Genomic DNA, 21,298 nt, shown 5'->3' on the forward strand with positions numbered 1-21,298 from the left:
CCACGAAATACCTATTTGGTTTGCGGGGTCGAACTTGCCGCATTGATTAGTTCTTTGAATTCCGTCGAATCGCGTATGCCATCCAAATCAGTGTCTGCTCTAATATGCTCAATGTCGCTGAAGCCCTTTTTGACTGCCAATTTCAACGAACTAATTGCTAACGAACGCAGTCTTTCACGATTTTCCTTAATCGCATCGGGAACATCGCCTCGATTTGGTTCCGTACCCGCAGCGAAGCAAAGTGCAAAGATGCAAGCCGCATTATAGAGATGGTTCTCACTAGCGTTCGATTGCTTGACTAATGTGTTTGCAGCACGAACAGACTCGAGTAAGTCGCCCTTCCTATATAAAACTATACAACGCAACTCGAGAAGATCGTTAATTCTATCGGGGGCCTGCCGCATAATTTGGGCCATGTCACCAAGGGCAACCCCCAATTGTTCGTTAGCCTCCATGCGCGCTATGAACTCGCTGGCCTCGTCTGACAAAACCTTTTCTTCGACCATTTTTTTCGCAAGGTTTTTTGCGTTGACTATTGCTGATTTGAACAAATCGTGCTCGTCTCGTATCAATCTCAAATCTACCATAGATTCTAAGCTCTGCAGAAGTCCAAGTCGGTATGCCACCTTTCCCGGACTTTTTTCAACCAGTTTTTGACTGAGTTCAAGGTCTTTCTGAAGGTGAGTCAAAGCTTCATCATAATTCTTTGCCCAAATCAAAACCTTATGCATTTTAAAATGAATTGAGGACAAATTAGACCAATGAGATTCTTCACTCGATGATGCGTCCTGTTCGGCCATCTTCGCTCTTAGGCGTAACGCAATCGCATAATTGTCGACCGCCTCGACTCGCTTTTTCAACTTCGCGTAGTTATCCGCGAGGCGCTCGCTGGACCCAGCATAAAGTCTTAGGTTATTTGTATCCTGCGGCATTGACTCCAGCCGCAGCTTTCGAATCGTCACGCTTTGCTCGAGAAATCTCGAGCTCTCTTCAAATTGTCCCTGTAAAGAAAGCACTGTTCCAATCGAATGCAGTGTTTGCGAGTGAACATGCTTGTATTCGTAGTTTGATGTGTCTGCGTTAATCAGCAGATCGGAAATTTCCAGTGCCTGTTGAAGCCGTTCAAGGGCTAGGGGATGTTGCGAAGCTTCGATGTGAAGCCGCGCGATACGTTCATGCGCATACCAGACATCGAGAGTCCGGCTCAAGTCGGAAGGATCCTTATCGGAAAGAGACTTTCGGATAGAAAAGTACTCTAAATAGGCCTGCATAGCTTCATCATGTAGCTCCAAATCGCTACACGCGTCACCCAGTCGTTCGAGTGCCAGTGATAAGCCTTTCTGTTCGGATGTTTTCTCCGGATCCAGCGCGACCGTTCTACGACGAATGTCGACGGCGCGTTGGCACATAGTTCTTTGCTCGTCGTACCGGCCCTGTTTTCGCATGAGGCTTGCCATGCCAATACAGGTGCCAGCTAGCTGATTCTGATAATCGACCTCGTCCGGAAAAGATGCCACCAGACTCTCATTGATTCGCATCTCTTCCTCTGTGAGGATAATCGCTTCTGGCAGTTTCCCCGTTATGTACATTGCATAGGCGGACTTGTGTAGGGCGACGGCAAGCTCGCTTTGGAGCAATGAATTATTCGGATTTGATTCAACTAATTTGCGGTAAACCGCAACACAATTCTGTGAGTATTCGACCTGCTTTTGGATGTCGCCTTCTTTATTGAAAATGGCATCGCAATCTGAATAGAGTATCGCCAGCTGACGAAGAAGGTCGTCTTCTTCTGGCTGCGCTTGAACAAGCTTTGTTTGTATTCTAAGCGACTGCTCTAGATGTTTTATCGATTCAGGGAGTCTCGCAGTATCCCTGTATAGAAAAATAAGAGAACGTCGAGAGTAGAATTGTTGGCGACGAAACTCTAAATTCTCGGGATCCCCCTCTGCTAGTTGTGTTGAAATTTCCAGTGCGCGAGAGAAGTAGTTTTCGGCGAGCTTGATAGCGGACCTGTCCTGGTATGTATCGTCCCCAATTCTTTCCAAGCCGAATGACCTAAGCACGCCACCCATGTGATGAAGTGCTTGCGCCGTACTCAGATCAACCTGTGCTTGATCCAAGAATTCGGTAGAGACTGTTTCGAGAGCATTAAGCGCTTTGTTCAACATATTACGCCGAATCTCGCCGGTTCCTGGAAATTGAGCCAAGCCTTGTTGAATGTCGGTTACGACTGACGTAAGTGTTGAGAATGCCAGTTGACTTTGAGTCCTAGCTTCTTCCCGACTGTTTTCTGCTGCCTGCTTTGCGAGTTCCAGTTGAATATTCTTGGCAGCCTCGCGCGATCTCGCTTTCTCAGCTTGATATCCATACCAGCCGACGCCAATGGCGGCAAAGAGCAGCACTGACATGATTGCAAACGCACCAGTAATCGCAAATCGATGCCGCTTCGCAGCCTTCTTCGTGAGGTACGCAAATGACGGCGGTCGTGCTGTGACGACTTCGCCGACAAGGAACCTTTGGATGTCGAGCGCAAACCCGTAAGCCGTTTCGTATCTTCTCGTTCTCTCCTTTTCCAGCGCCTTCATGACGATCCAGTCGAGTTCACCGCGAAGAATATTCTTGAGTTTGCTTGGGTCGATCTGACGTTGTTGGGAGATACCGCTAACGGCTTCATTGGTAGAACTGCTCAGTCGAACACTTGGGCGGGGTGGCTCCTTTTCTCGGATTGACTCGAGGACTTTTAAGATGGCTTGGTTCTTCAGTGTCTCGGCGTCGATCGGCGTGCTGCCGGTGAGCAGTTCGTAGAGGATGACACCGAGAGAATAGATGTCTGTGCGAGTATCGACGTCCAATTGGTTCATTTCGGCTTGTTCCGGACTCATGTATTGCAGAGTCCCCACGACTTGGCCGAATTCGGTGAACAGCGTTTTGTCGGTTAGCTTGGACTGATGTTGCAAAGCTTTCGCCAAGCCGAAGTCGATGACTTTCGGAACCGGCTCGCCATCGTAGTGTGAAACGAGAATGTTGCTGGGCTTCAAATCGCGGTGGATAATACCCTTTTGATGCGCGTGCTGAACGGCATTGCAGATCGGTACGAACAGTTTCAGTCGCTCGTTGATCGACAGCTTGTGCTGGTCGCAGTACTTGTTGAACGGAATACCTTGTACCAGTTCCATGACAAAATACGGCTGACCAATTTCTGTCGTACCACCGTCAAGCACCTTGGCAATGTTGTGATGATCCATCATCGCTAGGGCTTGACGTTCAGCTTCGAAGCGAGCTACGACCTCTTTGCTGTCATGGCCAGCCTTGATCAGCTTCAAGGCCACTCTGCGGCGGACTGGCTTCTCTTGCTCGGCCATCCAAACTGTCCCCATCCCTCCCTCGCCGAGCTTCTGAAGCAGCTTATAATTGCCGATGACTCCCGACTTGCGCTCGCGCTTGTCAGTTTCGTGCGATTGAGTAGCATCGCTGTCTTCAACACGTTGAGCGAGATGGCTGACAATCGCATCCTGGACCAGAGGTAGCATTTCCTGGCCGAGTTGCTCATAGTCAGCTATAGAGACCTTTTCCCAACGCTTGATGCGATACTCGATATCGATCTGAAGGAGCAGCTTGGCTAACGACAGTTTCTGCTGTTCTGAAACTTGAGAGAGGTATTCGGCAATTGAGGGCGGTGAGCCGGATCGCCATTGTGCTTCGAATTGGTCGACGAGGGTATCGAAATTGTCGGGCGGAGTACTCATGGCGAGCTAGCGGGTGGCTTGGTTATCGGGCGGTGATAGCAGGCTTGGAGACTGACAATTGTAATTGATTCGCGCGTTGCCTGCCTCTGGACTGATCAGTCCAACCGGCCTCGTAGACATTGGCATTTTGCCTCGAGTGTTTCAAGTTTGCGGATGAAATTGTATTTCTCTGTATTTCTCTGTGTCTCTGTGGTTCAATAGGCGTTGGTCGATGCAGACACCGATATTGCGGCTTCAATTGTCGGCCGCTTACTGATGAGACTTAATTTGCCACCGCTCGATCATCGGTGACGGCGTAGTGTTACGTCTGAGAAGCTGTGGATGGGATGGAGATTTAGTTCATGAAAGCGGTCACAAAGCCCAACACGCCTCGACCGTTGCGCTTTCGACTTCGTACCTTCTTTATTTGCGTAACCATAGTTTCGATCTTTGTGGCCTACGGTACGGCGTACTATCAAATATCGCGTCGTGGGATGGCCGAAGCAAAGAACTACGGACTAGATGCTTTCCTCTACGTTCCTGCCGACGAAATCTTCGCATCCGAAGATCTTAGCACTCATCATAGAATGGCTGTCGTTTTTGCACCGGCAAATTGGATTGATCGACACATCTTTGGAGGTCCGCCACCAGTTGTGTGCATCCTGTTTCGCCTTTCGTGACCCCAAAACCGAAGTGGCAAACCAATGCACTTGCGTAGACAGACAGGTTGCTCAAACTGCTCTCCACCGACCTTGCGTCGGTGGAAGCACGACTGGTGGGCTAGGGTCGCGCGAGTGCTCCGCGGTGTTCCAAGGCCAGGACAGTCTCTGATAGCCAAGGATGAAATCCCTCCGCAAGCGATTTTTATCGCAAACGCTCTCGAGCGTTTCCCTCGCGACCCTAATGAACGAGAATTTGAATCAGTTCTTATATCGTCGGGTTTGAAAAGAGAATCCGACTGGTTTAAGGACTTCGAACACCAATGGCTTTTCGACGACAAAATGAATGCAACAACTGAGGCAGGTTAAAGGGCCAATATTGTGACTGTATCCTATTTCAAACTCGAAAACTCACGAGTGGCGAACCTGCGGACTTGAAGAATATCGGAGGGCGATTGTACTTTTCTGCCTTTACGGATACGCATGGCTTTGAACTCTGGTCCAGCAATGGCACTGCAGCCGATACTGTTCTGGAAAAAGACATCAACCCGGGCCCCTTCGATTCCTTGCCGCAATAACACTTCACGTTTGTTGCAAAGAAAAAATGGCTTTGCAATTAAAGGTGTGCGTATGTAAAACTTTTAGGTCGCGTGCTTGTCGTCGGTTAGTGCCAAACCTCGCGCTGGCTGTTAACTGGCGGGAGTTTTTCCGAAGGGAAAGAAGGTTTGCGGCGGATAAACAGGGACGCAGCAATTTCGCAGAAAACGGGGTCTTTTGTCTAAGCAGCTTGAACCTATCTACCTTACGGCAAGAAAATGGGGGCAAGAAAATCTTGTTACCGTCTTCATTTTCTTGCCCCCATCTTCTTGTCTAGGAGAGAGCTCGATGCCAGTTACCTGTGGAATGCGAATCGAGCCGTTGACTACGGAGGCGTTTGCCACTCTCGATTATCGCGTGATGAGTTGCGCATACGCCAGCCAAAACCAGATTGGTCGGTTGGCCGATGAACGCATCTATGAAGCGGCGCTTGCCTGCCAGCTTGAGAAAATCGGACTAGCCTGTCGCCGACAAGTTCCCATCCACGTCGAGCATAACACGTTTCACAAGACATACTTTCTGGACGCCGTAGTTGACTGTTGTGGAGTCTACGAATTTAAGACTGTCTCGCAGCTTACGGGCGAGCATGTTTCTCAGTTGTTGACTTATCTTCATCTACTCAATCTGACACGTGGCAAACTGATCAACTTCCGTTCGACAAAAGTCGAATCGCGGTTCGTCAACGCACCACTGACCGCTTCGACGCGTCGTGCCTTTGAAGTCACGCGCCAGAATAGAAACGGGACAGACTATTTGGTTGACCTCGTCCTCGAGATGCTTTGCGATCTTGGCACAGCCCTATCACTATCGCTTTATCAAGAAATAGTGGTTCATCTACTGGGCGGGGAGGAGTCCGTAGTAGCGATGATCCCATTAACCGATGGCTATACCCCCTTAGGCAATCAGCGATTCTGCCTTGCAACCTCCACAGAGTCCTTTCACCTAAGCTGTTTTCAAAACGTCACCGCACAGTACGAACAGCATCTACAGTCCCTTCTCCAGCTAAGTCCTCTGGATGCGATCCACTGGATCAATATAGGCGTGAAGTGCGTGACCTTCAAAACCGTCATAAGAAAACTATAGATCGAGTCGACTAATAATTGGCAGGAAGATGGGGGCAAGAAGATGTTGTTGCGCATTCATATTCTTGCCCCCATTTTCTTGCCAGATAGTCGATTTGCTTACTGACCACCTTAGGCAATCAGCGGTCCCTTCTCCAGCTAAGTCCTTTGGCTGCGATCCATTGGATCGATCTAGGCGTGAAGTGCGTGACCTTCAAAACCGTCATGAGAAAGCTATAGATCGGGTCGACTAATAATTGGCAGGAAGATGGGAGCAAGAAGATGTTGATGCGCATTCATGTTCTTGCCCCCATTTTCTTGCCAGATAGTCGATTTGCTTACTGACCACCTTAGGCAATCAGCGATCCCTTCTCCAGCTAGGTCCTTTGGATGCGATCCATTGGATCAATATAGGTGTGAAGTGCGTGACCTTCAAAACCGTCATGAGAAAGCTACAGATCGGGTCGATTAATAATTGGCAGGAAGATGGGGGCAAGAAGATGTTGATGCGCATTCATGTTCTTGCCCCCATTTTCTTGCCAGATAGTCGATTTGCTTACTGACCACCTTAGGCAATCAGCGATCCCTTCTCCAGCTAGGTCCTTTGGATGCGATCCATTGGATCAATATAGGTGTGAAGTGCGTGACCTTCAAAACCGTCATGAGAAAGTTGGTTCATCACGGATTTTAGTGGGTGGCCTGCGAAAACTCACGGTGGCCCGGTACGATATTGGGCATGAGCCAATTAAGTGAACACTATCGGATGCTGCTAGGCCTGGACGATGCCTGGCAGGTTGATTCAGTCGATCTTCAGCTGGAGGAGCAGATGGTCGTCATTCGCTTGGAGCACAAAGGGCGGGGGCTCGTGTGTCCTGAGTGCGGAGGGGCCTGCACGCAAGCGGATCTTGCTCCTGAACGAACGTGGCGACATCTGGATACGATGCAGTTTACGACCGAGCTTCGGGCTCGCGTGCCGCGGTCCAATTGTAGCAAGTGCGGTGTGAAAACAGTTGATGTTCCATGGGCTGGCAAGCACTCTCGTTTCACTTTGATGTTCGAGGCATTTGCGATTGAAGTCTTGCAGGCTTGCAGCAATGTGAAGCGGGCGGCCACTCTGTTGCGATTACATTGGGACTCGGTCCAGGCGATTATGGAAAGAGCAGTTGAGCGAGGGCTGGAGCGTCGGAGCACTGAATCCGTCAAGCGAGTGGGCATGGATGAAAAAGCTTTCAAGAAGGGACACTCGTATGTGAGCATTATGACTGACATCGATGGTGGACGCGTGTTGGATGTGGCTCCTGAGCGGACACAGGAAGCAGCTGAGAAACTATGGGAAACATTGCCTCAATCACAGCGAGAGCAGGTTGACGCGGTAGCCATGGACATGTGGCAAGCGTATATGAACGCTGCCAAAGTGATGGCTCCCAATGCTGACATCGTACATGACAAGTTCCATATCGCTGCACACTTGAACGAAGCTGTCGATCAGGTTCGTCGGCGCGAGAACAAGCAGTTAAACAGCGAAGGAATCGGCGTACTCAAAGGCACTCGACAGATGTGGCTTTTCAGAGAGGAAAACCTCGATGATGCTTACCTGGAAAGCTTTGACTTCCTCAAGGAACTGAACCTCAAGACAGCCAAAGCCTGGGCTCTGAAAGAACAGTTTCAAGGCATATGGACATTCCGACTACCTGGCTGGGCCAAGAGGTTCTTTGAACGTTGGCACAAGTGGGTCGACGAAAGCGATTTGGCTCCTATGAAGAAGAAGGCCAAGATGCTCAAACGCTTCTTGCCAAACATCCTCAACTACTTCAAGCACTTCATCACCAACGCCACAAGTGAAGGCTTCAACAGCAGCATCCAGACAATCAAATCAGCTGCCAAAGGCTTCCGCACGTTCAAGAACTTTCGCATTCGAATCCTCTTCTATTGCGGAAAACTCAGCATGCAACCCGCCCTCGCCACCCACTAAAATCCGTGATGAACCAGAAAGTTATAGATTGAGTCGACTGATAATTGGCAGGAAGATGGGGGCAAGAAGATGTTGTTGCGCATTCATGTTCTTGCCCCCATTTTCTTGCCAAATAGTCGATTTGCTTACTGACCACCTTAGGCAATCAGCGGTCCCTTCTCCAGCTAAGTCTTTTAGATGCGATCCATTGGATCAATATAGGTGTGAAGTGCGTGACCTTCAAAACCGTCATGAGAAAGCTACAGATCGGGTCGATTAATAATTGGCAGGAAGATGGGGGCAAGAAGATGTTGATGCGCATTCATATTCTTGCCCCCATTTTCTTGCCAAATAGTCGATTTGCTTACTGACCACCTTAGGCAATCAGCGATCCCTTCTCCAGCTAGGTCCTTTGGATGCGATCCATTGGATCAATATAGGTGTGAAGTGCGTGACCTTCAAAACCGTCATAAGAATGTTATAGATTGAGTCGACTGATAATTGGCAGGAAGATGGGGGCAAGAAGATGATATTGCATTCATATTCTTGCCCCCATTTTCTTGCCAAATTTGAGTCTCATGTTGGTGACGCGTGGTTTTGGTTAAAGTCGTCCAGGGACTGTCAGCTCATTTGCGAGTCAGTTGTGCGACTTCCATAAGGAGTGAGAGTGTCTGCTGCCCTCACGCGATGATGTCATGCACGACCTGACCGTGCACATCGGTAAGGCGGTAGTCGCGACCAGAGTAGCGGTAGGTGAGCTTCTCATGATCGAGGCCCATGAGGTGAAGGATCGTCGCGTTCATGTCATGAACGTGCACTCGATTCTCGACGGCAGAGCAGCCGAATTCATCGGTTGAGCCATAGCTGAATCCTCTCTTTACTCCGCCGCCCGCCATCCAGACGGTATAGCCGTAGTGGTCGTGATCCCGGCCTCTTTCTCCCTCGGATGTTGGCGCGCGACCGAATTCTCCGCCCCAGATGACTAGCGTTTCGTCGAGCAGGCCGCGGCTCTTGAGATCCACAAGCAGTGCAGCGATGCCTTGATCACACGCTTTGGCCAACCTTGCGTGACCGCCGATGATGTCGTCGTGGCCGGTGTCCCAGGCGATGTCGTAGCCGTCGATGCTGTGGGAGAGCTGCACGACGCGCACGCCCTCCTCCACAAGGCGGCGAGCAATGAGACAACCTTTGGCGAACTCAGAGTCGCCATACAGCTTGAGCGTTGCTTCGCTCTCTTTGGAAACATCGAACACTTTCGGTACTGAAGCCTGCATACGGAAGGCCAACTCCATCGCTTGAATGCCTGCTTCTAGATTTTGATCCTGTTCGAGGCGCGCTAACTGCATCTGGTTAATCTTCGCAAGGAGATCGAGTTGTTCGCGCTGCTCAGCAGAAGAGAGTCCGACATTCTTCAAATCTTTGATGATCGCCTCGGGCCGCATCTCGTGAATATTCACATAGGTTCCAGCATAAGCACCCGGCAAAAAGGCGTTGCCCCAGTTGGCGAATTTACCTCGAGGCAAAGCGCGCGGGGACATGGCAACGAAACCTGGCAGGTCTTTAGTTTCAGAGCCGAGCCCATAGGTCAACCATGCGCCGAGACTCGGGCGGTTGGGCTGCAAAGCACCGAGATTGGTCATCAAAATGCCACCGGCGTGTTCGGGGATGTCGGTATACATCGAATGAATAAACGTGATGTCATCCACGCACTTTGCCACTTCTGGAAAAATGTCGCTCACCCACTTCCCGCATTGCCCGTATTGCTTGAAGCCGAACGGTGAGGCCATCAGACCCTTTTTGGTGTTCCGCAAAGTCTTGCGGTCCACAACGGCAGGACGCTCTCCAGCGTGTTTCGCCAACATCGGTTTGTAGTCGAAAGTATCTACCTGGGATGGCCCGCCAGGCATGAAAAGCTGGATCAGCCGCTTCGCCTTCGGTGCGAAATGCGGCGGCTTGGGGGCCAACGGCGACACCTGTTCCGCCGCCGTGGCATTGCTGCAACTCATGGACGCAAGACCGATGGCTCCAATGCCAGCGCCCATTTTGAACAGCGCATCGCGTCGGGAAAGCAGGCGCTGTGTTGCAAGACGATAGGCGAGTTCATGCTGGAGGAATTTCATAATGTACCTGGCTGTTCGACCTAGCTATTGTACCTGAATGAGTTCGTGGGCGCTGAGCAGGACTTGAGCGTAGCGATGCCAGCGCTCGGGTTCGGCGTTCGTGCCCAGCCACTGGACACCGAGTTCAACTTCGGAGGGCTCGGGGGCGCGTGAATAGAGTCGTTGATAGGCGGCATCCAGTTTCTGCGGGAGCTCTCCCGGTAGTTGGCGCATCCAGTTGCCGAGGGCTTCGGCGCGGGCTTTCATGAATGCGCTGTTCATCATGAAGAGATACTGCTGCGGCACCGTGGTGGTGACACGCTTCTCGCTAGTGGCAGCGGGCGAGGGCAGATCGAACAGCCGAAGGAAGTCATCGGATTCAAAGATGTCACCCGATCGGCTGGTCTTGATGTAGAGCGTGCGGCGTTTGCTGTTCCAAATCGCATCGGAGGAGGGACCGCCCGTGTTGCGATCAAGCTCGCCCGTGACTGCCAGCAGACTGTCGCGCCACGCTTCTGCCTCTAGCTTGCGCGGATTCATGCGCCAAAGCAGTCGGTTATCGCCGTCCCGAATGAACTTCTCTTTGTCGAACTTGCTGCTCATTTGCCAAGTGGACGAGAGCAGAATCTGACGGTGGAGGCGTTTGAGCGACCAACCGTGCTCCACGAAGTCAGCGGCCAACCAGTCTAGCAATTCAGGATGTGAGGGCTTTTCACCCAGCGTTCCCAAGTTACTCGGAGTCCGCGCCAGTGGCTCGCCAAAGTGCCATCCCCAAACGCGGTTGACGATGACGCGAGCTGTGAGCGGGTTGTTGGTGGCGACAACAGCCCTCGCCAGTTCCGAACGGCCACTGCCTTCCGTGAATGGTGGAGCCTCTTTTCCAGCGATGATTTCTAAGAATCGACGCGGCACCATTTCACCAGGTTTGCGCAGGTCACCGCGAAGAGCCACCGGCATGTCGACGCTCCCGGATTCATAGAGACAATGCGCCGATTCATAGCGTGCCGGTGCGGATTTCCTTAACTCCTCCAGTCGCGCACGCATAGCCACCAGTTCGCGTTTCGGCTCCTCCTCCAGCAACGCTTCCACTTCCTCGGGATTTCTTTTCAACCGATTGGCAGCGGCACTGAAGAAGTCGTTGACCTTCTTGTCCTGCTGCTGGATGGCCGCTTGCGCCGCATGGAAGGCGTCCACCTCGGCCTTGGGAGAGATTGGATACTCCCCATAACCGGTATTCCTAAAGATGCCAGCGATGGCATAGTAGTCCTTGATCGTGATGGGATCAAACTTGTGATCGTGGCATCGTGCACAGGCAGCGGTAAGTCCCAAAAAGGCGCGCGAAAAAGTATCCACGCGGTCGGACAGCGTCTCTGCTTCATAGAGAGCCTTTGCTTCCGGATCACCGCCGTCGTCTCGATAGGTCGGGCCGACGAAAAAGAATCCCGTTGCAACGTGGTCTGGATTTTCACGCAAAGTATCACCGGCGATCTGTCGCACAACAAACTGATCGTAAGGCATGTCTGCGTTGAGCGATGCCACGACCCAGTCGCGATAACGCCAGGCATTCGGCAGAGGCTCGCCATCGCCATTGCCACCGTAGCCGTCACAGTAGCGAGCCACATCGAGCCAATGCCGCGCCCAGCGCTCACCGTAGTGAACAGATTCAAGAAGCGAATCCACGACCTTCGCAAAAGCCTCCGGCGATTCATCTGAGAGAAAATCCGCGACCTGTTCCGGTGAGGGTGGCAGGCCAATGAGATCCAGAAAAGCCCGACGGACCAGCAGGTTTCGCTCAGCCGGAACGTTAGGCTTCAGCCCTGCGGTTTCGAGCTTTGCAAGCACGAAACGATCAATATCTGACTTGACCCATACGGCGTCCGTTAACGCAGGCGGCGCGGATTTCACGATGGGGCGGAACGACCAATGGCCGGTCCGAAACTTCTCCCAGTTGTAGGGTTCGTCGCCATGCGGCTTAGTCACTGCGCGATCGCTGCCGGGCCACGGCGCACCCATTTGCACCCAATCCGTGAGGATTTGAATTTGAGCATCATCCAGTTTCCTCTTTGGCGGCATGGCCATGTCATCGTTCCGGTAGTTTACCGCCTCTACAATGAGGCTCTTCGCGGGTTCACCCGGCGTGAGAGCTGATCCGGAGTCGCCACCTTTTTTCAGGCTCTCCAGCGAATCCACGCGTAGCCCAGCCTTGAGTACGCCCTTGGCCTCCGCTTCATTGGAGTGGCAACTATAGCAATGCTCCACCAACACCGGGCGGACCTTGTTTTCGAAGAACTCCAGCTTCTCCGACTCATCAGCCCCGTCAGAACCAGCGCCCTGAGCGGCGAAGCTGACATGAAGCAGTGTGAAGTAGACGATGAAGAGAGGAATAGTCAATTTTGTTCTCACGGTTTGCTTCTTCACTCTAAACAGGGCCTTGCGGAGCGGAATCGACCGAAGATCCACTTGCATTATAGGCAATTGGCCGAGTGAATCGGCATTGACCAACAACCGTTTACATGTGTAATCTATGGCAGCATAATAAAGGAGGCTCACATGCAAATTTCGGATGCCGAATGGGTTGTAATGAACTTGATTTGGAGTTCCTCTCCGATCGAAGCTGCGGAAGTGATTGATCAAATTGCTGCCGACAATGGTTGGAGCGCGGCCACGGTAAAGACAATGCTTCATCGATTGGTTCGCAAAGGCGCGCTGGCGACTGAGCCGAACGGCAAGAAGTATGTGTATACGCCTGCGGTTCGCAGAGACGCCTGTGTGCGTCAAGCAAGTCGATCGTTCCTGGAACGCGTTTTCGGTGGCGACGCGGCCCCGGCATTAATCCATTTCGTGAAGACGGCCAAGCTGACTGATAAGGATGTAGAAGAGATTCGAGCAATGCTCGACAAGAAATCTAACCGAAACGAAGGAGAATAGGGATGATCGCAGAATTGATGGATCGATTCGTTGAGCTTGCAACAACTTGGTTTTGGTTGGTCATGCTCGCAACCTGGAGAGCTTTTCCGATACTGGTCCTTGTGATAGGAGTTGGATTGGCTTTTGGGCGAAAGTTAACGCCTTCGCTGCACGCACTGCTTTTGACAATCGTCGTTGTCAGATTATTGATTCCAGTTTCGATCGGAAGCCCGGCGAGTCTTCACAAACCGATCGACAAATGGTTTTCGGGCGAATCACTAGAATCAGAGAATCAACATCGGCTGATGATAGCTCACGATCACAGGTATGCAATTCTGCCAAATGTTGACCAGATCGTTGTGCGAGACGCTCCTGTTCAAGCTCAAGTGCAATCTTCGCAAACGAACGAATTCGCGCTAGAGGAGATTCTCTGCTTCGCACTTTTGTTAACTACCATCTCAGTTTCGATGGGTCTACTTTTTCGCAGTGTATTTTCACATATCCGATTTGCGTTGGGACTACGCTCCTGCCGCATGCTCGATAGTCAGCCACTGATCGATTTGGTTCTACGCGAGTGCGATTCTTTGGCCGTGGGACGGCGGCCCGCGTTGCGTGAAGTGCATTCACTTGCTGCACCAGCGGTATTTGGGCTGTTTCGACAAACGATTTGTCTTCCGACCGGCCTCACCGAAACCTTGAGCGAACAAGAATTGCGTTGGGTGATTCGCCACGAACTTGCCCATATTCGTCGCCGCGACATTCCAGTCGTGATTATCGCGTCAATCGCAGGGGCATTCCATTGGTTCAACCCTGTGGTTTGGATGATCGTAAGCCGTCTCCGTGCTGCGATGGAAGGTGCCGCAGATCGACTAGCAGTGCAGAGCCTTACGCAGAGCGAAGTTTCCGCATACGGAAATCTACTGCTTAGATTTGCTCAAGATAGCGTCGCTGCAAAAAAGTCTCCAACACTTGGACTAATCTCCTTCGCATCAGGCAAGCATCTCAAGCAGCGAGTGAAGTTGTTGATGCGAGACAGCCAGCCCAATGGCCTTTTAGCCAAATGTCTGTCTGCGGGACTGGTAGGGACCACAGCACTCATCGGCCTGACTGACGCAACGGAGGCGAAAAATCAACAGTGGCCGAAAATTTATATGGACGGCGGTGATTCAATCCAGTCGAAAGTGGCTCCAATATGGTTTGGGCCTCTTAGCGACGAAGATGCCGGCGGTCCAACATTCGTTGAAACATATGATCTGACGTCCGTTCTGGAATCCATTCCAAAAACACTTGAATTGGATGGGAAATCTGCCTTGGAACAGTTGACTACTTGGATTCCATTGCCGCCATGGATGAAGGAAAAAATACACGTCGACGGCAAAACGCTTTCAGCAGAACTGACCGCAAGCCAGCATCAATCACTGAAGCAAACGCTGGATATTTGGAAAGATGGAGAGCCTGGACAGATTACAATCGAAACAAGGTTTATTCAAACCAATCTCAAGACTGCTGGCTCGATTGAGTGGGCTGAACGAAGCATTGAAGGGTTGATTGTCCGCGGGCTGGGACCAGCTATTGCCGCTCGTATTAACGAAACCGAGTTAGCACAGTTGGTTCGAACTGTATCGGCGGACCGTCAAGGCAACATCTTACTTGCGCCTAAGGTAACAATGTATGATGGTCAGACGGCGAGCATAGCGGATCAGGTGCAGCGTCCCTTCATTACGGGCGTTGATCCGAAAGCCGATGGCAGAATGCAGCCAGTCGTTTCTATCGTCAACGAAGGGCTGAGTTTTGTTCTCACTCCGAAAGCTGGCGAAGACGACTGCGTCACCTTAGATTTCAAAGTTACGGCATCCAGCATCGGTAAGGTCTCGTTCGCAAACTTGCCAATAAGAAGCACGAATAACGCAGAGCCTCTGTTCACGGTGCAAGTCCCAGCCAGGGAACAATACGAAGTAAGCTCAGCGGTGAAGTTGGCTGCGGGAGAATCAATTGTCGTGGCTATTCCTCGAGTATTCGATAATAAGCCAGGTGCCGATGCGGAGACCACGATGATCGTTGCATTGACGCCTCGAATCATCGACATGCAGGAACTATCCGATGCTCCCGGAGCAATAAAATAGTAGCGAGGACCGCTTGAATTGCTCGCATGATCCCAGAATGATCAGACCAGACCGGTATGTCTGTTTGCTCTGCGCAATCGCTGGCCTGTTTTCGGGATCAGCGTCGCGCGGAGTTGCTCATCCAGTGTATCGACTACGACGGTTGCACTAGACTCATCTTGGTGGCTGGGTGTGGCAGCATGAAGATGGTCTGGAGATGCAATTGTGCTCATCAACACTTACCTCACGCAAAGGCGCGAAGGCGCAAAGATACTTGCGTCAGCTCTTCGCGGCTTGGCGCTTTTGCGTGAGGCAGTCTGCTGAAAGTCTATGGCATCGGTGCGCTTGCTCCTACTCCTAGTCTGCCAGCGTGATGCTCGAGCAGGAGCAGGACTAAGCACGTGGAGGTAGCAATCAACACTCACTTCAAAAAATTCTCTCTTTGTGTGTCTAAAATACCCAGTGTCGCGCGTCTTCATGCAACGGACAGCCGATTCGGGTGATTTTTCAACTAGTAACAGGAGAATTGGAACTCATGACAGGTAAGAAGTTTCTATGTATTCAGCGAAGCCAACCGATTTGTATCCCCAAGGAAGTAGCTCAAATTACCGTCAATATACAGAACTGGAAGGCAGTGGCGGAGGGACTAGTAGCAGGGATAGAATTGGGCAGAGTAGATTTTGATGGTGACAGTCGATGTTCGCCGAGTTGATTGCGCCGGGTCTACTGAGTGGTGCCTCATCATATAGGAATTGCGAGCGGCTTTCGCGAAGCAGAGTTAACTCAACGATGTCTACCAAAACGATTTGTTTGTCGATACTTTCTTTATTCGAGCACCAATCCAACCCTTGAGGAGATAGGCCTGTTGATGCTCCAAAGTGCTGAATGACCTACCGGCAGTAAACTTACGCGACCCACTCGGCCCGTCGCCTATACTGCGGGCTGCATTTTCCCAAAGAAGAATGCGATGACAAGAGACCAGCGTTACGACCAGCTTCAGCGCATCGCGCACTCCAAAAATGGCATGCTCCATCTCCAACCGCTGCGTCAGCACCTGCGCGGCCCGACGCCAGTTTGTCACAACGACTCACTGGAAAAGTTGATCAACGAAATCCTCGATGCAGAGTTTGCAACGCCTCCATTTGACGTGATCGTCCTTGTGGGCGGAGCAACAACTTCGCTCGATGCCCTGCGCTGGGAGACGTCGAATTTTGGCCAGTTTCGATATGATTGCCCCGTCGACAGCTATGTGTTGAAAGTAGCGCGATCGGAGTTTGCGCGGCGGCTTGAACGCGATTACGAGCAGTGTATAGCCGAACTGAAGCACGACGACTCGATCGGAGCCCCCAGCTGCGAATGTTCTTTGCGCGATGTAGGCTATCCGCCGATGCAAGAATTGTTGAACACGCCTGTAGCATTAGCCGAAGCCCTGCAAACCTACATGTGGGACGATTTTCTCGGAGCATTTCTTCAGCCCTCAGTCGACCAAGGATACTTCTTGATTAACTCCATCGATTCAGTCGTTGCCACTGCTGATTTGATTGAAGTTTCAGGCCGAGGCTACTATCTGAATAAACGAGAGGGCTAGGATCGCACACCAATTGCAGATGTGAAAAAGCTCATTAACGGCCTGAACCGAATCGGCCTTCAATCTCGTGCTAAAAAACGCGAGCCAGACGATTCATGGCCGACCGGGATAACTGCCGCCGTGATCATCATAGGCTTTATCGCCTCCTGACCTTTTGTACGTTCCCAGTCACAACGAAATTTTTGACCGCAATCGTTCCGCGCGAGGATTGCATACTGATCTTTGGGATTGCACCGGCTATCGTGCCAAGATTGATGGATGATTGCTCGTTGACTTGAACGGACAATAAGTTGTTGCGGCGTTGTATTTGAAGTAGCGTCCATTCGTCAGCTTTGTCGTCGTTTCGGAACTTGTGTTCCTTTTCCCCGACTTTGATCTTGGTATGCTGAGTGGCTTGTGAGACGTCGAATGTCGTCTCGCCAACGATCAAACGGCACTGCGCATCGTCGATGAATTGCAAACTAACCGTCACCACAAAGTCTGCGCCAACGCCAGGCAGAACGCTGGCAAGCATCTCGCCATTTTCAGGCTTGGCCAACGAAGCTCGTAGTTCTTGGTCCCATTTCCAATTCGTGGCCTTTGCGGTCTCTGAATACGCCTTGCCGACACAAATTTGAGGTGCGGTGATCCAGTTGGAATTCGTAGGTTTTTGATTCGCCGCCAATCGAAATCGCTCTGCACTGTAGGACCGATCGACCTCCGTCGTTTTGCTGGTTTCGACTTGGTCGGTTTGGGCGTTAGCACCTGAAGAACTTTCCGGCTCCTGAGTCTCGGCGGTTTCCGAATTGTTCTCCTTTTCGTCGTCGACTGCGACATTGGCTAAATCATCTTTATCGACCACAGAGAACGGAACGTTGCCCGAAACGAGTTCCAATCGGAGGGCCGGAATCTCAGAGCGAAGAATCGTGACATCAAAGATCGCAGAGTACGTGCCACCTTGCGTTACCAATCTTCCCTGAATCTTTTCGCTGCCGTCTTTCCTTGGCGCTTCGGCGTCCTCTTTCGTTCCGACAACCTGAAACCTAGCTTTGGGTAAAGTGGTCGAGAAAGCATCGTTCGATGAAGCCCTGGAATACGATGAGAGGACGCTTACACCCGTAATCGGTGCTACTGCGCCGGGAGCAAGTTTGAGATGGACGTACTGCTGGGGGCTGAAGAAATCCACGGGCGGTTGCCGCTCGAACATGATTGTGGAACCGGTCTTGTCTTCCACATTAAACAGCCAACCATCGCCTGGGTGCGGCAAGGCGAGCGAACAGTCGATCGGTTGCTCGGTTACATTGGCGACAAAGAGATCTGCCTCGATCGTTGCGCCGATTGAATACGCCTTCGGATCGTCGGTGAAGCGTGCTCCGACCTGAAGTCCCGCGATTGGCTTGCCCCAATGAATATCGCTTTTGGGTATCTCAAGTATCTTCACTGTTGATTCGCCAACGATCGTAAACGGCATGCTGCCTCGATGGGGAATCTCGCGCGTCGTATTCGGCTCAACTGAGTCGGGATAGAAAAATGCCGAACCTAACGCGGCATGATACTCACCAGGTTCCAATCCTGTTGTGTCGATCGAAACGAGATGTTTGATGTCGATGAAGACTTCACCGGGTTCGATTGTGAGTGTCACGGGCTCGCGTTGCCGGTCGAGTCCAAAGCCGCTGATGCGATTTCCGTGGCCAAGCGAAGTGAACTGCATTCCTTTGTTTAAGTAGCACTTCAGCGTCTTGGTTCCCGTCGAAACATTGGCTAATCGATACTCAACAACCAGCGGTTGACCTGGTTTCAGTCCGTCTTTGGGCAGTATCAATCGTGCGCCGGAAAGGAGACCGTTCTCGTCCCCAAAACGCGACCACTGGATGCCATCGCCAAGCCGATCTTTGGAGTCGATCGGAGAATCAAGTTGTCGTTGGACTATTTCGTTTGGTAATTGCCACGCGGCCAGCAAGGCGCCGTGCGCTGCTCCGCTGAACTCACCCACGATCATCCGCCCATCGTCGCTAAACTCTACCTTGCGCACCCATTCACCGGTGGCGATCTGGAAGACTGGCTTGCCGCGAGACTGTAGGTCCCACACGTGGATGCGATGCGGAATCGTAAGTTTCGATTTATCGACGGAGACTTCATTGTGGGCAACCAGATAACGACCGTCAGGCGTGATATCCATCGAGCTCACCATTAACGGCGAACCGACTTCGTCCTTGAGCGACGCGCTGATTTCCAGTGTCCGCATGTCGCGGATCTGGATGCCGTCACCCGAATCAGGCCCTTCAGCCAGATATTGACCATCCGGTGTAAACACCAGGCTATCGATCTTGCGGCCTGCATGAATCGTTTTTACCGGAGTCTGATCGCGCCACCTCCAGAAGTGCAAGTCGTTTTGATCAGAGACAACTAGCCACTCTCGATCAGGGCTGATGGCGACCGCATCAACACGTTTGGTTTTGACCGGCATCGTCGTTTCGACATGACCAGTCTCAGTGCGGTAGACTCGAACTTCATCGCCCGAACCAAGCAGAAGAAAATCGCCACCATTCTCGACATCCACATCACAATCAAACGATCCAAAAAACCCAGCGGCTGTGATTGTGACACCCACTTGTGACCCGTTTTTCGCTCGCAGCACCCTCAGATCATACGAGGGCATTGACCAGGTTTTCCCTGGCGCGCGATTTGAAGCTTCAACGATGTATTTATGATCCGATGACCTGCGACGAAAGACGGGGTCAAGCGTAACTTCAAATTCGTAGCTTCGCGGTAAACGATCGAAAGGTTTCTGGATTTCCATCCCCGTTGTCAGATCGAAATCCTTTCCAATGCTCAGCACGCGGTTCGCGGCAACAACCATGGGTGAAATGCGAAACATTTCAGAGGCCGCGTCATCAGCCGCGAGCTTTGTTTGCCAAAGCGGTACAGGAGTGAAGATCATCTGCATTGCCTCATCCGCCGATTCTTCATCCTGCGATTTTTGATTCTGCCCCCATGCCACGAGTGAAACGGCTAGCAATGAGATCAATGCCATGCCTATGCTGACGCTGCGGCGTGTAAATCCCACTCGAGTCGTTTCTTCAGCACCGATCAATCTCCGAATGCGATAGCCGAGGTCCGTGGAATTGCTACCGCTTGCCGACAAGGTTGCCAGAGCCGCTTTGCGTCGATGGTCGTTGCCAATGCACAGCTCCGCCATTTGCAATAGCGCTCCCGCATAGGGCAATCTTCCCATGCAAGCCGCCGCTACATCGTCACAGCAATTCTCGCGTTCGATACTTACACGGCGACTGATCCACCAAGTGACTGGGTGAAAGAAGAGTAATGCTTCGACGATGCGCTGCAGAAAATTGACGACCAAATCGTATCGCCGAATGTGAGCCAACTCATGACTGAGGATCGCGGCAATTTGATTTGGATCAAGACCGCACAACAACACAGGTGGCAGAAGTATCATCGGCTTGACGATGCCAACCACAACCGGCACTGATACTCGCTGACAAAGAGCTACGACAGGAATTCGCTTCAAACCTACGCGGGCACATTGTTCCGCGATGGTTCTCAGCAACTTGACATCCGCAATCGGCTGAATGGTTCGACGCAGCCGGGAACTGCCAATGATCGACAATAAGAAGCGAGCCAACATAAAACCGACACCGACTATGTAAGCGAGCAAAAGGTACGGCGCAAATGTTTGAATGCGGTTTATTCGTGAAGTCTGGGGCTCCTCCACAAGAGTCGGCGGTTCGATCGATTCAGTCGCTAGCACCTCCGCATTAACTGGCCTTGCTGACGGTGATAGTTCGGGAGCTTCTGCGTTAGCCATTGTGGGGATGGCTTCATTTGCTGTCGCCATTGGCGACTCAACTGGATCACTTGCAATCAACACGATCGGCCCGCGCGATTGATGAACCCACGCGAAGGTAGCGATAACGCAGATCGGTAGTGAGAAAAAGGCAACGCAGGCGATCGTGTTGCGAATGTTCGCCCCACGTAGGTCAGTCTCTCCGAGACTGACATTACCACGACGAAGTCGAAGAAGAGAACGCGAATCTCGGAGAGACTCGCCTACGTGCTGAGCGACCAACAGCACGAAACCAACAACGCAAGCCTGCCACAAATAATGGCCAAACGTGATGACCACTTGCAGCGAAAGCTCCGACCAATCCATCGAGAAACGACTCATGACTTGGCCTCCCGCATTTTCTTGTTCAGCAACTTGCGAAGGCTAGCAAGCTCATCTTCGTTGAGCTCCTTCACATCGAACAGACTCAGCATCACCGCTTCGGCCGAACCATCGAAGACTCGTTCGACTAAATCGCCAAGCATGCCTCGAGAAACATCCTCACGTTTCAGCAGCGGCGAAAACCGAAACGCTTTACCCTGAGTCGGCTCAAGCTTTTCGATCTGGTCTTTATCGACCATGGTGCCCAGCATGGTGATCACGGTTGTATGTGCCAGATCACGTCCACCGACAGCAAGTGCATCTCGCACCTCGCGAACCGTCATCGGCTCGGTATCCCACAGCACTTTCAGTATCTGCAACTCCAACTCCGTTGGATACTCCGAATGTGGTCTCGCCATAGTTCGCCCTTTCGTACTTAATCTCTAGTTAACTAGAGTTTATGGG

12 protein-coding genes are annotated in these 21,298 nt (G+C 51.7%); 7 read left to right on the top strand and 5 right to left on the bottom strand.

Annotated features, from left to right (window positions below; translation table 11 throughout):
* Positions 1-11: 11 nt before the first annotated feature.
* Positions 12-3,746 (bottom strand): protein kinase domain-containing protein, encoded by a 3,735-nt coding sequence (locus tag SH573x_RS14310; protein WP_479356092.1) that lies wholly within the window; start codon positions 3,744-3,746, stop codon positions 12-14.
* Between the two features lie 341 nt (positions 3,747-4,087).
* Here SH573x_RS14310 and SH573x_RS14315 point away from each other — a divergent pair, with 341 nt between their 5' ends.
* From SH573x_RS14315 to SH573x_RS14330, 4 genes are all read left to right on the top strand, one after another.
* Positions 4,088-4,405, top strand: coding sequence for a hypothetical protein (locus tag SH573x_RS14315; RefSeq protein ID WP_479356094.1), 318 nt, complete (start codon positions 4,088-4,090; stop codon positions 4,403-4,405).
* Positions 4,406-4,818: 413 nt separating this feature from the next.
* Positions 4,819-4,962, top strand: a complete 144-nt coding sequence (locus SH573x_RS14320; RefSeq protein ID WP_479356096.1) for an ELWxxDGT repeat protein — start codon at positions 4,819-4,821, stop codon at positions 4,960-4,962.
* 307 nt (positions 4,963-5,269) lie between these two features.
* Positions 5,270-6,064, top strand: a complete 795-nt coding sequence (locus SH573x_RS14325) for a GxxExxY protein (RefSeq protein ID WP_479356098.1) — start codon at positions 5,270-5,272, stop codon at positions 6,062-6,064.
* A gap of 714 nt (positions 6,065-6,778) precedes the next feature.
* Complete coding sequence (locus tag SH573x_RS14330; protein WP_479356100.1) at positions 6,779-8,014, top strand: ISL3 family transposase; 1,236 nt, start codon at positions 6,779-6,781, stop codon at positions 8,012-8,014.
* Between the two features lie 659 nt (positions 8,015-8,673).
* On the opposite strand, the gene SH573x_RS14335 is transcribed toward SH573x_RS14330, so the two are convergent.
* Positions 8,674-10,113 carry a DUF1501 domain-containing protein gene (locus SH573x_RS14335; protein ID WP_479356101.1) on the bottom strand — a complete coding sequence of 480 codons (1,440 nt, stop codon included), beginning with the start codon at positions 10,111-10,113 and terminating at the stop codon, positions 8,674-8,676.
* A gap of 24 nt (positions 10,114-10,137) precedes the next feature.
* On the bottom strand, positions 10,138-12,558 hold the full coding sequence (locus SH573x_RS14340) for a PSD1 and planctomycete cytochrome C domain-containing protein (RefSeq protein WP_479356103.1): 2,421 nt from the start codon (positions 12,556-12,558) through the stop codon (positions 10,138-10,140).
* 84 nt (positions 12,559-12,642) lie between these two features.
* Here SH573x_RS14340 and SH573x_RS14345 point away from each other — a divergent pair, with 84 nt between their 5' ends.
* The 3 genes from SH573x_RS14345 (at position 12,643) to SH573x_RS14355 (ending at position 16,689) form a co-directional block, all read left to right on the top strand.
* Positions 12,643-13,020, top strand: a complete 378-nt coding sequence (locus tag SH573x_RS14345) for a BlaI/MecI/CopY family transcriptional regulator (RefSeq protein ID WP_479356105.1) — start codon at positions 12,643-12,645, stop codon at positions 13,018-13,020.
* Between the two features lie 2 nt (positions 13,021-13,022).
* Positions 13,023-15,122, top strand: coding sequence for a M56 family metallopeptidase (locus tag SH573x_RS14350; protein WP_479356107.1), 2,100 nt, complete (start codon positions 13,023-13,025; stop codon positions 15,120-15,122).
* Positions 15,123-16,068: 946 nt separating this feature from the next.
* Positions 16,069-16,689 carry a hypothetical protein gene (locus tag SH573x_RS14355; protein WP_479356109.1) on the top strand — a complete coding sequence of 207 codons (621 nt, stop codon included), beginning with the start codon at positions 16,069-16,071 and terminating at the stop codon, positions 16,687-16,689.
* A gap of 136 nt (positions 16,690-16,825) precedes the next feature.
* Here SH573x_RS14355 and SH573x_RS14360 read toward each other — a convergent pair whose 3' ends face one another.
* Together SH573x_RS14360 and SH573x_RS14365 are read right to left on the bottom strand one after the other, a co-directional pair.
* A complete protein-coding gene (locus SH573x_RS14360; protein WP_479356111.1) occupies positions 16,826-20,854 on the bottom strand; it encodes a M56 family metallopeptidase in 4,029 nt (1,342 codons plus the stop codon).
* The gene (locus tag SH573x_RS14365) at positions 20,851-21,252 is read right to left on the bottom strand and encodes a BlaI/MecI/CopY family transcriptional regulator (RefSeq protein WP_479356113.1); all 402 of its coding nucleotides are present in this window, start codon (positions 21,250-21,252) and stop codon (positions 20,851-20,853) included. The genes SH573x_RS14360 and SH573x_RS14365 overlap by 4 nt, the downstream gene beginning before the upstream one ends.
* Positions 21,253-21,298 lie beyond the last annotated feature (46 nt).

This window comes from Rania fehmarnensis (assembly GCF_056494185.1).

What these genes read in the sequence shown, in the direction of transcription:
- SH573x_RS14350 (WP_479356107.1), top strand. Translation starts at nt 13,023, where the DNA reads ATGATCGCAGAATTGATGGATCGATTCGTTGAGCTTGCAACAACTTGG.
- SH573x_RS14310 (WP_479356092.1), bottom strand. Translation starts at nt 3,746, where the DNA reads ATGAGTACTCCGCCCGACAATTTCGATACCCTCGTCGACCAATTCGAA.
- SH573x_RS14360 (WP_479356111.1), bottom strand. Translation starts at nt 20,854, where the DNA reads ATGAGTCGTTTCTCGATGGATTGGTCGGAGCTTTCGCTGCAAGTGGTC.
- SH573x_RS14325 (WP_479356098.1), top strand. Translation starts at nt 5,270, where the DNA reads ATGCCAGTTACCTGTGGAATGCGAATCGAGCCGTTGACTACGGAGGCG.
- SH573x_RS14330 (WP_479356100.1), top strand. Translation starts at nt 6,779, where the DNA reads ATGAGCCAATTAAGTGAACACTATCGGATGCTGCTAGGCCTGGACGAT.
- SH573x_RS14345 (WP_479356105.1), top strand. Translation starts at nt 12,643, where the DNA reads ATGCAAATTTCGGATGCCGAATGGGTTGTAATGAACTTGATTTGGAGT.
- SH573x_RS14335 (WP_479356101.1), bottom strand. Translation starts at nt 10,113, where the DNA reads ATGAAATTCCTCCAGCATGAACTCGCCTATCGTCTTGCAACACAGCGC.
- SH573x_RS14340 (WP_479356103.1), bottom strand. Translation starts at nt 12,558, where the DNA reads ATGCAAGTGGATCTTCGGTCGATTCCGCTCCGCAAGGCCCTGTTTAGA.
- SH573x_RS14355 (WP_479356109.1), top strand. Translation starts at nt 16,069, where the DNA reads ATGACAAGAGACCAGCGTTACGACCAGCTTCAGCGCATCGCGCACTCC.
- SH573x_RS14315 (WP_479356094.1), top strand. Translation starts at nt 4,088, where the DNA reads ATGAAAGCGGTCACAAAGCCCAACACGCCTCGACCGTTGCGCTTTCGA.
- SH573x_RS14365 (WP_479356113.1), bottom strand. Translation starts at nt 21,252, where the DNA reads ATGGCGAGACCACATTCGGAGTATCCAACGGAGTTGGAGTTGCAGATA.